Consider the following 13,304-nt stretch of genomic DNA (forward strand, 5'->3'; position numbering starts at 1 on the left):
CGGCCAAGTTTCAATATGGTTGCACTGATGTTGCATTGCAACGCGAGGAATCGCGCTGATCGAAATCAACCTTGCGGTGAGATGAACGAATCGCCCGCTCAGCCGCGTCCACGATATCCCGGCACATCCTGCGACGGCAGCCACAAATCCGCCGGTGGCGGCCCCGATTGCCAGAACACGTCGATCGGAATGCCGCCACGCGGATACCAATAGCCGCCAATGCGCAGCCATAGTGGCTGCATTTCGCCAAACAGGCGCTCGCCAATGCCGACCGTGCAATCCTCGTGAAAGGCCTGATGGTTCCGGAAGGAGCCCAGGAAGAGCTTCAGCGATTTCGATTCCACGATCGTTGCTGCAGGTGCGTAATCAATCACCAGATGCGCGAAATCCGGCTGCGCCGTGACGGGGCAAAGCGAGGTGAATTCGGGAACCGCAAACCGCACCAGATAGGTGCGCCCGGGGCGCGGATTGGGGACGTAATCGAGCACGGCGTCTTCGGGAGAGGCGGGGAGCGCGCTGGTTTGGCCAAGATGTTTCGGAGTCATGGAGTCGATATAGTGCGTCACGGCGCTTGCGTCATCCCGATGGCTCGACGGCGTGCCCGCAGCGGGCTAGGGACAGTAAAAACAAGGAGACGATTCATGGACTCGCTGGTGACGACGGAATGGCTCGCAAACGAGCTCGGCGCGAACGATCTGCGCATTGTCGACGCGACCTATTTCGCCGGTTTCGGCGATCGTGATGCCGCTGCCGAATATGAAGCGACGCATATTCCCGGCGCGGTGTTCATGGATCTGGCCGAAATCGCTGATACCTCCAGCGATCTGCCCTCGATGCTGCCGAGTGCCGAAAAGTTTGCCAGCCGGATGCAGTCGCTGGGCCTGGGCGATGGCAGCCGCATCGTGCTCTACGACAATTCGCCCTATCACACGGCCGCGCGCGCGTGGTTCATGCTGCGCACCTTTGGCGCACACGATGTCGCGATTCTCGATGGCGGCCTCGCCAAATGGCAGGCCGAGGGTCGCGAAACCGCATCGGGCAAGGAGCAACTCCGCCACCGCCACTTCACCGTCTGGGCCGATGACAAGGGCGTGCGCACGCTCGAGCAGATGAAGGCCAATGTCGAAAGCGGTGCCGAGCAAGTGCTCGACGCCCGCTCGGTCGCGCGCTTCACCGGCGAGGAAGCCGATCCGCGCCCGGCGACGCATCCGGGCCATATTCCGGGCTCGAAGAACCTGCCGGTTGGCCAGATCTTCAACGAAGACGGCACGTGGAAAACCGGCGACGCGCTGAAGGCCGCGTTCGAAGGGGCCGGGATCGATCTCGACAAGCCGCTCGTCACCACCTGCGGATCGGGCATTACCGCGTCGGCGCTGGCGTTCGGCGCGCACCTGCTCGGCAACGAAGCCGCGGTCTATGACGGCAGCTGGTCCGAATGGGGTGCCGACCGCACCACGCCGAAGGCGACGGGCGCGGCGTGAACGACAAGACCGGCCGCCCCAAGGGCGATGCAACCCGCGTCGTAGCGGCGGGGCGGCGCAAGGAATGGACTCAGGGGATCGTCAGCGCACCGGTGTGGCGCGCCTCGACGATCCTCTATGACAGCGTGGCCGATCTGCGGGCGGCGGGTGGCCGCGATACGCACCACCGGCTGTTTTACGGGCGCAAGGGCACACCGACGCAGTGGAGCCTCGCCGATGCGCTGACCGAGCTGGAACCCGGCGCGGAGGGCACCTTCCTGTACCCCTCGGGCGTCGCGGCGATCGCGGCGGCGTTGCTGTCGGTGCTCTCGCCCGGCGACGAACTGCTGCTGCCCGATTCGGCTTATGATCCGACGCGGTCGCTGGGCACCGGCCTGCTCAAGCGGATGGGCATCGCAACGCGCTTCTACGATCCGATGATCGGGGCAGGCATTGCCGACCTGATCAGCGACAAGACGCGCGCCATCCTGCTGGAAAGCCCCGGCAGCCTGACCTTCGAGGTGCAGGACGTGCCCGCCATCGTCGCAGCGGCCAAGGCGCGCGGCGTGACGACCTTGCTCGACAACACTTGGGCGACGCCGCTGTTCTTCCCCGCCATCAGCCACGGCATCGATCTCTCGATCCTCGCCTGCACCAAATATGTCGTGGGCCACAGCGACGTAATGCTCGGCTCGGTCACCGCCGCGCCAGGGCATTTCGCGCGACTGCGCGACACCAGTTTCCAACTCGGCCAGATCGCCAGCCCCGACGATTCGTGGCTTGCGTCGCGCGGCCTGCGCACCATGGCGGTGCGGCTGAAACAACATCAGGCCAGCGCGCTGGAAATCGCGCATTGGTTGAAGGGACGGCCCGAGGTCGCGGCGGTGCTGCACCCGGCCCTCCCCGATTGCCCCGGTCACGAAACCTTCCTGCGCGACTTTAAAGGTTCGTCCGGGCTGTTTTCGTTCGTGCTGAACGGCGGCACCGAGGCGGCACGCGCCGCGTTGATCGACGGGCTGGAGCATTTCGGCATCGGCTATAGCTGGGGCGGGTTCGAAAGCCTGGCCTTGCCGGTCGATCCTGCGCGCTATCGCAGCGTCACCAACCGGCCCTATGCCGGTCCGATCGTCAGGCTTCAGATCGGGCTGGAAGATCCGGCTGATTTGATCGCGGACTTGGCGGCCGGGCTGGAGCGGTTTTCGGCGGCACGCTAAGCGTTTTTATGTTGCTGAAGCGTTGTTCGACTGTTGCTGCGTTACAACAACTGGTGCCGAACCGGACGTAGCACCTCAAATTTGAGTTGTGCAGCGCGGCATCAATGGTCAATTCTCCTACATTACCGGTTAGCGGCGCGGGGATCTGTATGGCTCCCGACAGACGCATGCCCCGGTGAAGCAGGCGGGGACAGTCGCATTTTCGAAAGGGAAACGATGCGCTTCTCCACAACCACGCTCGGCGCGCTCTTGCTCGCCGCTTCCGCCACCCCTGCCTTTGCGCAGGAAACCGCGCCACCACCGCCGATCACGATCAATGCGACGGCGGCCGTTGTTACCGATTACCGGTTCCGCGGCATTTCGCAGACCGACAACAACGCGGCGATTCAGGGTTCGATCACCGTCACCCACAAATCGGGCTTCTATGCTTCGGTCTGGGGGTCTTCGATCGATGACTATGTCACCGTCGCCGGCACCGGCCACCAGGAAATCGACCTGATCGCAGGCTACAGCCACACGATCGGCGGCATCAAGCTGGATGGCGGGATCCTGTACTATTTCTATCCCAAGACCAAGCTCGCGGGCGACAAGAGCAGCTCCGACTTTGTCGAGCCGTATTTCGACATTTCGACGACGATTGGGCCGGTGACCGCCAAGACCACCGTCAACTATGCCCCGAAGCAAAAGGCGCTGGCGCTCGATCAGGGTGCAAGCGGCAAACTCCAGTCGCGCGACAACGTCTATCTCGCCGACGATTTCACCGTCGCCATCCCCAAGACGCCGCTCGGTCTGACCGCGCATCTCGGGCATAGCTTCGGTCCGAGCTGGCTTGCCACCGACTCCAACGGCAAGAAGGGCTATACCGACTGGGCACTGGGGGCCACGGCCACCTACAAGATGCTGACGCTCGGCGTTTCCTATGTCGATACCGACGCCAAGTTCCTGTCGGCGACCAAGAACGTCAGCAAGAGCGGCGTGGTCGCGTCGTTGACGGCCAGCTTCTAAACTCCACGACCCTAACCAAAAAGGCCGCGTACCGGGCATCCGGTACGCGGCCTTTTTGTTGGGTTGTCCGCCGGTTTATTTCGGGGTCGCGGCCTTGGCCGATTGGCCATCGCCTTCCGGAGCAGCGACCACGTCGCGCGTCGTCGCGCCCTTGTCGACCACCGTCGTCGCCGGATCGCCGACCGACGAACGGATGCCGGGATCGTCGCTATCGGCACCGGCGGCGACCACCGTCGCCGCTTCGCCAGCGCTGCGCTGTGCGGTGCCGCCGAACAGCGCGTCGAGCGCTTGCGCATTGGCGCTGACATCGTTGGCGCGCGCCGCACCCGGCTTGGGCGGGGTCAGCGAGAAATCGGGCGGAATCACGAGCGGTGCCTGACGCGCCACGGCGAACTCATCAGGGCCGCCGCGCCCGCCACGGCCATGGGCACAGCCCGAGGCGAGCGCCACGATCGCCAGGCTGGCCGCGGAGAGAAGAAACGACTTACGCATGGATATTCTCCGTTGGGCCATGTTCCGCCCCAGAATTTTTGCCCGAATCCCCGGTCGGCTTATCCCGTACCAGAAGCGCGCGCGCGAACAAGATCACGACGCCGATCGTAATCGCGGCATCGGCGACATTGAAGACCAAAAACGGCTGCCACGCCCCAATATGGAAATCCGCCCAATCGACGACATAGCCCAGGCGGATGCGGTCAACGATATTGCCCGCAGCGCCCCCCAGCACCAGGCCCAGCGCCATCTGGTCGGCGCGGTTCTTCTCCCGCAGCAACCACACCAGCACACCGAGCGCAATCGCCCCCGTCATCGCCACCAGCAGCCAGCGCATCGTCGCGGTGTCGGCGTGTAGCAGCCCCAGCGACACGCCCTGATTGGCGACGAAGCGCAGGTTGAAGAAGGAGGTGACGTGATAGGCATCGCTCAGAAAATTGAGCTTCAACACATCGGTGATGCCATATTTCGCGGCCTGATCGACCACGAACAGGGCGGCGGCGGTGGCAAAACCAGCGACAGGCAGCTTCATGCGACGACTCCCGCGCAACGGTCACAGAGGTCGCCGTCTTCCACGACCTCGGGCAAATGCCGCCAGCAACGACCGCATTTGTGGAAATCGGTGCGGGCGACGGAGATCGCCTCACCCGTCGTCACCTTGGCGACGATGAACAGTTCGGTGAGATCGGCTTCGGTGAACATCTCAGTATCGAGCATATGTCGTGGAACCACGACCTCAGCCTCGAGGCTCGAGCGAATGATCTTTTCGCGACGGAGCGGCTCAATGGCTTCCGTAACGTCCGTACGGAGCCTGCGAACAGATGACCATGCAGCAAGCAGCACTTCGCCGAACGGCAAATCAGGCATCTGTGGCCATTCAAGCAAATGCACCGAGCCGTCCTCGCTCGGAAAGCGATCCTGCCACACTTCCTCGGCGGTGAAGCACAGCACCGGCGCGGCATAGCGCACCAGCGCGTGGAACAGCGTGTCGAACACGGTGCGGCAGCCGCGCCGTTTGGGATCATCAACCCCGTCGCAATACAGCGAATCCTTGCGGATATCGAAGTAGAAGGCCGACAGATCTTCCTGCGCGAATTCGGTCAGCAGCCGGACATAGCTGTTGAAATCGTACACTGCGACCGCCGCGCGCAGCTTCGCATCCAGCTCGGCGAGCAGATGGAGCATGTAGCGCTCCAGCTCAGGCATTTCCGTCACCGGCAGCCGCTCGGCCTCGTCAAACCCTTCCAGCGCGCCGAGCAGATAGCGGAAGGTGTTGCGCAGCTTGCGATACTGGTCCGACACCCCGGCGAGGATTTCCTTGCCGATGCGGTGGTCCTCGGTGAAATCGACCGACAGCGCCCACAGCCGCAAGATATCCGCGCCCGATTCCTTCATCAGGTCGAGCGGGTTGATCGTGTTGCCGAGCGACTTGGACATTTTCATGCCCTTGGCGTCCATGGTGAAGCCATGCGTCAGCACCGCATCATAAGGCGCGCGCCCGCGCGTGCCGCACGCCTCCATCAGCGAGGACTGGAACCAGCCGCGATGCTGGTCGGAGCCTTCGAGATAGAGATTGGCCGGCCATTGCAGATCGGGCCAGCGCCCGCTTTCGAGCACAAAGGCATGGGTGCAGCCGCTGTCGAACCACACGTCGAGAATGTCGGTGACGCGCTCATAATCGGCGGCGTCGTAATCGGCCCCAAGCAGATCCTGCGCCGCCTCTTCGGACCACGCATCGACGCCCTGCTCACGCACCGCGGCGACGATCCGGCGATTGACCTCCGGGTCGACCAGATAGTGGCCGGTCGCACGGTTGACGAACAGCGTGATCGGCACGCCCCAGGCGCGCTGACGGCTGATCACCCAATCGGGCCGCCCGGCGACCATCGCGGTGATGCGGTTCTGCCCCTTGGGGGGGTACCAAGTGGTCGCTTCGATGGCGCGGAGGGCGGTGGAGCGCAGTGTCGCCCCTTCTGCTCCCCTCCCGCCTGCGGGAGGGGTTGGGGGAGGGAACTCAGCAGCGAGCGCAGCATTCGCGGCACCGCCCTCCCCCAGCCCCTCCCGCAAGCGGGAGGGGAGTTTTTGGTCCATCGGAATGAACCATTGCGGCGTCGCGCGGAAAATGACCTTCGCCTTCGACCGCCACGAATGCGGATAGGAGTGCGCGAAATCATCGCTCGCAGCTAACAACGCGCCCACCGCGCGCAGGTCCGAACAGATCGGCCCCTCGGCGGAGACGAACTTCTTGTTGATCACCGATCCCTGCCCGCCGAGCCACGCCCAATCGGCGCGATACATCCCCGCACCATCGACCGCGAACACCGGATCGATGCCATATTGCTTGCACAGCAGGAAATCGTCCTCGCCATGATCGGGCGCCATATGGACGAGCCCGGTGCCGGCATCGGTCGTAACGAAATCGCCCGGCAGGAACGGGCGGGGCTTGGCGAAGAACCCGCCGAGTTCGTGCATTGGATGGCGGGCTATTGTGCCAGCCAACTCGCTGCCCTTCCCGCGCCATAAGATGGCATCAAGACCGAGCACTTCCAGCTCGTCCTCGCTCAAATCGGGAAAGCGCTCACCGTGACGGCGATCAAACGCGCCAAGTAGAGCCTCTGCGATAAGCAGATAGCCGGACCGACCGGTTTCGATCAGCACGTATTCCATGTCCGGTCCATAGGCGAGCGCCTGATTGACCGGAATCGTCCAAGGCGTCGTCGTCCAAATTACCGCTCGCGCACCGACAAGGTCGGGGATCGGGCTTTCGACAATCTCGAACGCCACGTCGATCTGCGTCGACACGACGTCCTCATATTCGACCTCGGCCTCGGCGAGCGCGGTCTTTTCGACCGGCGACCACATCACCGGCTTGGCACCGCGATAGAGCTGGCCGCTTTCCGCGAACTTCAACAGCTCGGTGACGATCGTCGCCTCGGCCTGGAAATCCATCGTCAGATAGGGATGGTCCCAGTCGCCATTGATGCCGAGCCGCTTCAACTGCTCGCGCTGCACATCGACCCAATGCTGCGCATAAGCGCGGCACTCGGCGCGAAATTCGTTCGCCGGAACTTCGTCCTTATTGCGCTTCTTGGCGCGATATTGCTCCTCGACCTTCCACTCGATCGGCAGGCCGTGGCAGTCCCAACCGGGCACATAGGGCGCATCCTTGCCGAGCAAGGTCTGCGTGCGGCACACCGTGTCCTTCAGGATATGGTTAAGCGCATGGCCGATATGCATGTCGCCATTCGCATAAGGCGGGCCGTCATGGAGGATGAACTTCTCCCGGCCACGGCGAGCCTCGCGCGTTTTCTCATACAAACCCATCGCCTGCCACCGCGCGAGAATGCCCGGCTCCTTGGCGGGCAGGCCGGCTTTCATCGGAAAGTCGGTCTTCGGCAGGAAGACGGTGTCGCGCCAATCTCGTTGGGCGTCGCGGGCGGCGGTGTCTGAAGTGTCGGTCATTGGATGCGGCCTTAGCGTGAAGCAGCCCCCGTCGAAAGCCCCCTGCAAAGGTCGCCTCCCGTCACCCCGGCCCTGTGCCGGGGTCCACCGTGGACTCTTCCAACCATCTGTAGAAAGCGCGGCACGGTGGATGCCGGGACAAGCCCGGCATGACGATCAAGCTTAGCCCGTCACCAATTCCACACCATGCCGGTCTCGCTGAACGGCTTGGGCTCCAGCGGCGGCAAGGTGGCGTCGTTGAGTTCGCATTGCCACAGGCCGACATCGATCCAGCGGCCTTCCTTATAGCCAACCTCGCGCAGCACCCCGGCGCGGCGGAAGCCGACCGATTCATGCAGCCGGATCGAATGCTCGTTGGGCAGCGAAATCACGCTGAGCGCCTGGGTGAAACCCTGCGCGCGCAAGGTGTCGATCAGGGCGTCGTAGAGATGTCGCCCATTGCCGCGCCCCTGCGTGCCGGTCTCGAGATAAACCGAGGTTTCCACGGTGTAGCGATAGGCCGGGCGATCGCGGAAGGCCGAGGCATAGGCGTAGCCGCGTACCGGGCCCTCCGGCCCCTCGGTCACCACCAGCCACGGATACAGGCCGCCCGAGGCCGCCATGCGCGTCCCGATCGTGGCGGTATCGGGCGCGGTCAGCTCAAACGAGACGGTGCCGCCTTCGACATAGGGTCGATAGATCTCCGCAATCGCTGCGGCATCTGCGGGCGTCGCCGGGCGAACCGCGATCGGGCGCGGGGCTGGATCGACGCTCACAGGCCGAACCGCGCGAGCACGAGGGTGAGCAAGGTGGCGTCGCCTGGTTGCGGCTGCGCACCGCCCAGCCCGTCGCATTCCAGGCACCTTGCCTGGATCGCCGCCCCGGTGCCGATCCGCTTCACATCGCCCAGCGCACGCGCGAACACCGCGCGCCGCTCGGTCGCCATCCGCGTGAAGGCATCGCCGGCCGAGGCATCGTCATCCTTGTTCGAATCGAGGATCTGCGAAATCAGGCGCATGAACGCGCTCGGCTTTTTTTCCAGATATTCGGCATGGACGTCCTCGGGCTTCAACCCGGCGCGCTTGGCCGCTTCGACGATCGCATCCTGCAACCCGCCAAAGCGATCGACCAGCCCGACCTGATGCGCGGTGCCGCCATCCCAGACGCGCCCCTGCCCGATCTCATCGACACGCGCCGGTGTCAGCTTGCGCGCATTCGCCACGCGCGTGATGAATTGCTGATAGCCATTCTCGATCCCCGCCTGGAAGATCGCATCGGTCTCGGCATTGGTGCCGCCATAAATGTCCGGCTGCCCGGACAGCGGGGTGGTGCGCACACCATCGGTGGTGAGGCCGATCTTCTTCAGCGTATTCTCAAAGGTCGGGATAATGCCGAAGATGCCGATCGAGCCGGTGATGGTGGTCGGCTCGGCGAAGATTACGTCACCCGCCGTCGACACCCAATAGCCGCCCGACGCCGCCAGCGAACCCATCGAGACGACGATCGGCAGCTTCTGCGCCTTGGCCTCGAGGATCGCGCGCCGCATGTCTTCGGACGCCAGCGCCGAGCCGCCGGGCGAATCGACGCGCACGACCAGTGCCTTCAGGTCCTTCTTGGCAAGCGCATCGAGCAATGCCTTGGACACCGTATCGGAGCCGACACTGCCGCTCTTCGATTTGCCATCGATAATGTCGCCGGCGATCGTCAGCACGCCGATCTTGGCACCGCCGGTCGGCAGCGGGTTGGCGGCGACATAGGCGTCATATTTGATCGTCTTGAAGGTGCCCGGTGCCTTGTCCGACTCCGCGCCCGCCAGTTCGGCGACGCGCTTGCCGAAATCGAGGTGACTGCCGAGTTTGTCAACGATGCCCGCATCAAGATTGGCCTGCGCGATATTGCCCTTGGCGGCGGTGATGACCGCGCCCGGCGTCGTCAGGAACGGGGTCACCTTCGCCTTGGGGCGTGCCTTGGCCACGGCTTCCTGCCAATTGGCGAACAGCACCTGATACAGCTTGACCACTTCTTCCTTGGCCTCGGGCGAGGCTTCGGTGCGGGTATAGGGCTCGACGAACGACTTGTATTTGCCAACGCGGTAGACGTGCGCGTTGATGCCGAGCTTGTCGATCAGCCCCTTATAATAAAGCTGGCTGCCGCCCGGCCCCATGAACAGCGTGCCGCCCATCGGGCTCATCCACACTTCGCTGGCATTGGCGGCGAGGCGGTAACCGCTATCGGTATACGCGGTGGCATAAGCGAGCACCGGCTTGCCGCCGTCGCGCACGCGGCGGATGGCGTCGGCGACTTCGTTGAGCGCGGCGGGATAGCCGCCGCCGAACGCGTCGAGATCGAGCACCACCGCCTTGACGCGGCTGTCCTTGCCCGCCGCATCCAGGCTGCGCACGACATCGCGCAGGCGGAATTGATGCGGCGTGCGGCCACCGCCCAGGCTGGCAAACGGATCGGCCTCGGCCGGCTGCTCGACGATCGCGCCGTCAAGTTTGAGCAGCAGCGCGCCGTCCCCGATCGTGGTCTTGCCCGGCCGCGCCGCCAGCGCACCGAACAGCAAGCCAAAGAACAGCAGCATCGCGATCAGAACGAGACCGTCCTTGATCCCGACGAGAATCTTCCACGCGCCCCGTACGAGTTTCACTTGGCCGCTCCCTATTTGGCGGAAATACCGCCCTTGGCTAGGGCAAGGCGTCCGTCGAGTAAATGCGTGTTGCACGACCAACACGCATATTTTTGTAGGCCAATCCCGATGGCGACCGGTTGACGATGCCAGGTCGCGACATCATATGCGCCGTGCTGGCACTCACTCCGTGCGAGTGCTAACAGCTGTTCAATATATAAGGGACTTCACGCATGACCTTTCGTCCATTGCATGACCGCGTCCTCGTCCGCCGGGTAGAGGCAGAAGAGAAGACGGCAGGCGGGATCATCATCCCGGAAACCGCCAAGGAAAAGCCGCAGGAAGGCGAAGTCGTTTCGGTCGGCACCGGTGCCCGCAACGAAGCCGGTGAAATCCACCCGCTCGAAGTCAAGGCTGGCGACAAGATCCTGTTCGGCAAGTGGTCGGGCACCGAAGTCAAGATCAACGGTGAAGACCTGTTGATCATGAAGGAAAGCGACATCCTCGGGATCGTCGGCTGATCCTGCCGATTTCGGCCTGATCGACCTTTGATTTTTTCCAACGTTCCATCATTTTTGAAAGGGTAGCCACCATGGCAGCCAAGGACGTAAAATTTTCGCGTGACGCACGCGAGCGCATTCTGCGCGGCGTGGACATCCTCGCCGACGCCGTGAAGGTCACGCTGGGGCCAAAGGGCCGCAACGTCGTGATCGACAAGAGCTATGGCGCACCGCGCATCACCAAGGACGGCGTCACCGTCGCCAAGGAAATCGAACTCAAGGACAAGTTCGAGAACATGGGCGCGCAGATGCTGCGCGAAGTCGCCTCCAAGACCAACGACGTCGCTGGCGACGGCACGACCACCGCGACCGTTCTGGCGCAGGCGATCGTCCGCGAAGGCATGAAGTCGGTTGCGGCCGGCATGAACCCGATGGACCTCAAGCGCGGCATCGACCTCGCGGTGATCGAAGTGGTCAAGGATCTCCAGGCGCGCTCCAAGCCCGTCTCGGGTTCGCATGAAGTCGCCCAGGTCGGCATCATCTCCGCAAACGGCGACCGTGAAGTCGGCGAGAAGATCGCGGAAGCGATGGAGAAGGTCGGCAAGGAAGGCGTCATCACCGTCGAGGAAGCCAAGGGTCTCGAATTCGAGCTCGACGTCGTCGAAGGCATGCAGTTCGACCGCGGCTACCTCTCGCCTTACTTCATCACCAACCCCGAGAAGATGTCGGTCGAACTCAGCGATCCGTACATCCTGATCCACGAAAAGAAGCTGTCGAACCTGCAGGCGATGCTCCCGATCCTGGAAGCCGTCGTTCAGTCGGGCCGTCCGCTGCTGATCATCGCGGAAGACATTGAGGGCGAGGCTCTCGCCACGCTCGTCGTCAACAAGCTGCGCGGCGGCCTCAAGGTTGCAGCGGTCAAGGCACCGGGCTTCGGCGATCGTCGCAAGGCGATGCTCGAAGACATCGCGATCCTGACCAAGGGCGAGATGATCTCGGAAGACCTCGGCATCAAGCTCGAGAGCGTCACGATCGGCATGCTAGGCACCGCCAAGCGCGTCACGATCGACAAGGACAACACCGTCATCGTCGATGGCGCTGGTGACCATGACGCGATCAAGGGCCGCACCGATGCAATCCGTCAGCAGATCGAGCACACCACGTCGGATTACGACAAGGAAAAGCTGCAGGAGCGTCTCGCCAAGCTTGCTGGCGGCGTTGCTGTCATCAAGGTCGGCGGTTCGTCGGAAGTCGAAGTCAAGGAGCGCAAGGACCGCGTCGACGACGCGCTGCACGCAACCCGCGCAGCCGTTGAAGAAGGCATCGTCCCCGGCGGCGGCACGGCTCTGCTGTACGCGACCAAGGCGATCGAAGGCCTCACCGGCGCGAACGAAGACCAGACCCGCGGCATCGACATCGTCCGCAAGTCGCTGACCGCTCTGGTGCGCCAGATCGCCAGCAATGCCGGCCATGACGGCGCCGTCGTCTCGGGCAAGCTGCTCGACGGCAACGACGTGACGATGGGCTTCAACGCGGCCACCGACACCTATGAGAACCTGGTTGCGGCCGGCGTGATTGACCCGACCAAGGTCGTGCGCACCGCGCTGCAGAATGCGGCCTCGGTCGCTGGCCTGCTCATCACGACGGAAGCCGCCGTGTCCGAGCTGCCGGAAGACAAGCCCGCCATGCCGATGGGCGGCGGCGGCGGCATGGGCGGCATGGGCGGTATGGACTTCTGATCCGAAGGGCGGCCGTGGTCCTGCTGGCCACGGACTCGCCCGAGGACAGACGGCCACGGCTTTGCCGGGGCCGATCCAAACCTCCCAGCCCAGGCTGGAGCAAAAGAAAGGGCCGGGGTGCGAACCCCGGCCCTTTTTTGTGCCTTGCTCTGTCAGTCTGCGGGAAACATCACTGCAGCTCCGGCCGATCCGCGACTGCGGCAGCGGTCGGCGCGGCGGGTGCCTTGCAGCCGCGCGCCAGGCCGATGCCTTTGAGATAGGCGCGCCGCGTCGATCCGGCATAGACCGCCGCTTCCACCCGGCGCTGTTGTTTGTCCGCCCCGGTGATGACACGCACGATACCCAAGCCTGGGATCAGCGTGTTGACGGCGGTGCGCGCCGCAACGGCGGCAAGCGCCGACCCTTCGCCCTTGGGCTGACCCGGCGCATCGACGTCGGTGCCCAAAGCGGCGTTGAGTCTGCGCACTTCGCCTGCAATCGCTGCACAGGAGCGCGTATTGACCGAGGAATAGGGTGCGGACGCCGCCAATTGCAGGATGGGCGGAATTTTCTTGTCGGTGATGCGCACGTCGCGCAGCGGCTGCGTGACGGCCTTGCCGACGCTGTCATCCTGCGGCCCGGCGGCCTGCAGCGCCATCGGCGTCAGCACCATCGCGATCGAAGCGATGATGATAGGGGTATGGATCCGGCGCATTCTCAAAAATCCCTGCCTGTTGTATCAGCGCCACGACTCCCGTGCGCATCCTTTTGTTCCCGCGCTGCACGGCGCGGACACCGGCGAGATCGCGGCGGTCGTCACGAACCCGTCATGAAAGCAGCGTAGC

The 13,304-nt window shown here is 63.9% G+C and carries 12 protein-coding genes; 5 read left to right on the top strand and 7 right to left on the bottom strand.

What is annotated here, in order from left to right; all coding sequences use genetic code 11:
* Window positions 1-98: 98 nt before the first annotated feature.
* A complete protein-coding gene (queF, locus tag H4W01_RS14405) occupies window positions 99-545 on the bottom strand; it encodes a preQ(1) synthase (RefSeq protein ID WP_040601597.1) in 447 nt (148 codons plus the stop codon).
* Window positions 546-641: 96 nt separating this feature from the next.
* Here queF and sseA point away from each other — a divergent pair, with 96 nt between their 5' ends.
* The 3 genes from sseA (at window position 642) to H4W01_RS14420 (ending at window position 3,679) form a co-directional block, all read left to right on the top strand.
* Window positions 642-1,481 carry a 3-mercaptopyruvate sulfurtransferase gene (gene sseA / locus H4W01_RS14410; RefSeq protein ID WP_010404446.1) on the top strand — a complete coding sequence of 280 codons (840 nt, stop codon included), beginning with the start codon at window positions 642-644 and terminating at the stop codon, window positions 1,479-1,481.
* Window positions 1,436-2,674 (top strand): cystathionine beta-lyase, encoded by a 1,239-nt coding sequence (gene metC / locus H4W01_RS14415; protein ID WP_334685289.1) that lies wholly within the window; start codon window positions 1,436-1,438, stop codon window positions 2,672-2,674. Before sseA ends, metC begins: the two co-directional genes overlap by 46 nt.
* Before the next feature lie 216 nt (window positions 2,675-2,890).
* Window positions 2,891-3,679, top strand: coding sequence for a TorF family putative porin (locus tag H4W01_RS14420; protein WP_010404449.1), 789 nt, complete (start codon window positions 2,891-2,893; stop codon window positions 3,677-3,679).
* A 75-nt stretch (window positions 3,680-3,754) separates the two neighbouring features.
* On the opposite strand, the gene H4W01_RS14425 is transcribed toward H4W01_RS14420, so the two are convergent.
* The 5 genes from H4W01_RS14425 to sppA all read right to left on the bottom strand — a co-directional run bounded on the left by H4W01_RS14425 (window position 3,755) and on the right by sppA (window position 10,262).
* On the bottom strand, window positions 3,755-4,171 hold the full coding sequence (locus H4W01_RS14425; RefSeq protein ID WP_010404450.1) for a DUF3035 domain-containing protein: 417 nt from the start codon (window positions 4,169-4,171) through the stop codon (window positions 3,755-3,757).
* Complete coding sequence (gene lspA, locus H4W01_RS14430; RefSeq protein WP_209611928.1) at window positions 4,164-4,703, bottom strand: signal peptidase II; 540 nt, start codon at window positions 4,701-4,703, stop codon at window positions 4,164-4,166. Before lspA ends, H4W01_RS14425 begins: the two co-directional genes overlap by 8 nt.
* On the bottom strand, window positions 4,700-7,633 hold the full coding sequence (gene ileS, locus H4W01_RS14435) for an isoleucine--tRNA ligase (RefSeq protein WP_209611931.1): 2,934 nt from the start codon (window positions 7,631-7,633) through the stop codon (window positions 4,700-4,702). Before ileS ends, lspA begins: the two co-directional genes overlap by 4 nt.
* A 170-nt stretch (window positions 7,634-7,803) precedes the next feature.
* The gene (locus tag H4W01_RS14440) at window positions 7,804-8,388 is read right to left on the bottom strand and encodes a GNAT family N-acetyltransferase (RefSeq protein WP_209611933.1); all 585 of its coding nucleotides are present in this window, start codon (window positions 8,386-8,388) and stop codon (window positions 7,804-7,806) included.
* Window positions 8,385-10,262 (bottom strand): signal peptide peptidase SppA, encoded by a 1,878-nt coding sequence (sppA, locus tag H4W01_RS14445; RefSeq protein ID WP_209611934.1) that lies wholly within the window; start codon window positions 10,260-10,262, stop codon window positions 8,385-8,387. The genes H4W01_RS14440 and sppA overlap by 4 nt, the downstream gene beginning before the upstream one ends.
* A gap of 212 nt (window positions 10,263-10,474) precedes the next feature.
* Between sppA and groES the strand changes: the two genes are divergently transcribed.
* Together groES and groL are read left to right on the top strand one after the other, a co-directional pair.
* A complete protein-coding gene (groES, locus tag H4W01_RS14450) occupies window positions 10,475-10,762 on the top strand; it encodes a co-chaperone GroES (RefSeq protein ID WP_010404457.1) in 288 nt (95 codons plus the stop codon).
* A 71-nt stretch (window positions 10,763-10,833) separates the two neighbouring features.
* Window positions 10,834-12,480: a chaperonin GroEL gene (gene groL / locus H4W01_RS14455; RefSeq protein ID WP_010404458.1), complete on the top strand. Its 1,647-nt coding sequence runs from the start codon at window positions 10,834-10,836 to the stop codon at window positions 12,478-12,480.
* A gap of 169 nt (window positions 12,481-12,649) precedes the next feature.
* Here the strand turns inward: groL and H4W01_RS14460 are convergent, their stop codons facing one another.
* Window positions 12,650-13,174: a hypothetical protein gene (locus tag H4W01_RS14460; protein ID WP_010404459.1), complete on the bottom strand. Its 525-nt coding sequence runs from the start codon at window positions 13,172-13,174 to the stop codon at window positions 12,650-12,652.
* Window positions 13,175-13,304 lie beyond the last annotated feature (130 nt).

The organism is Sphingomonas sp. PL20 (assembly GCF_017875905.1).
GTDB classification, from domain to species: domain Bacteria; phylum Pseudomonadota; class Alphaproteobacteria; order Sphingomonadales; family Sphingomonadaceae; genus Sphingomonas; species Sphingomonas echinoides.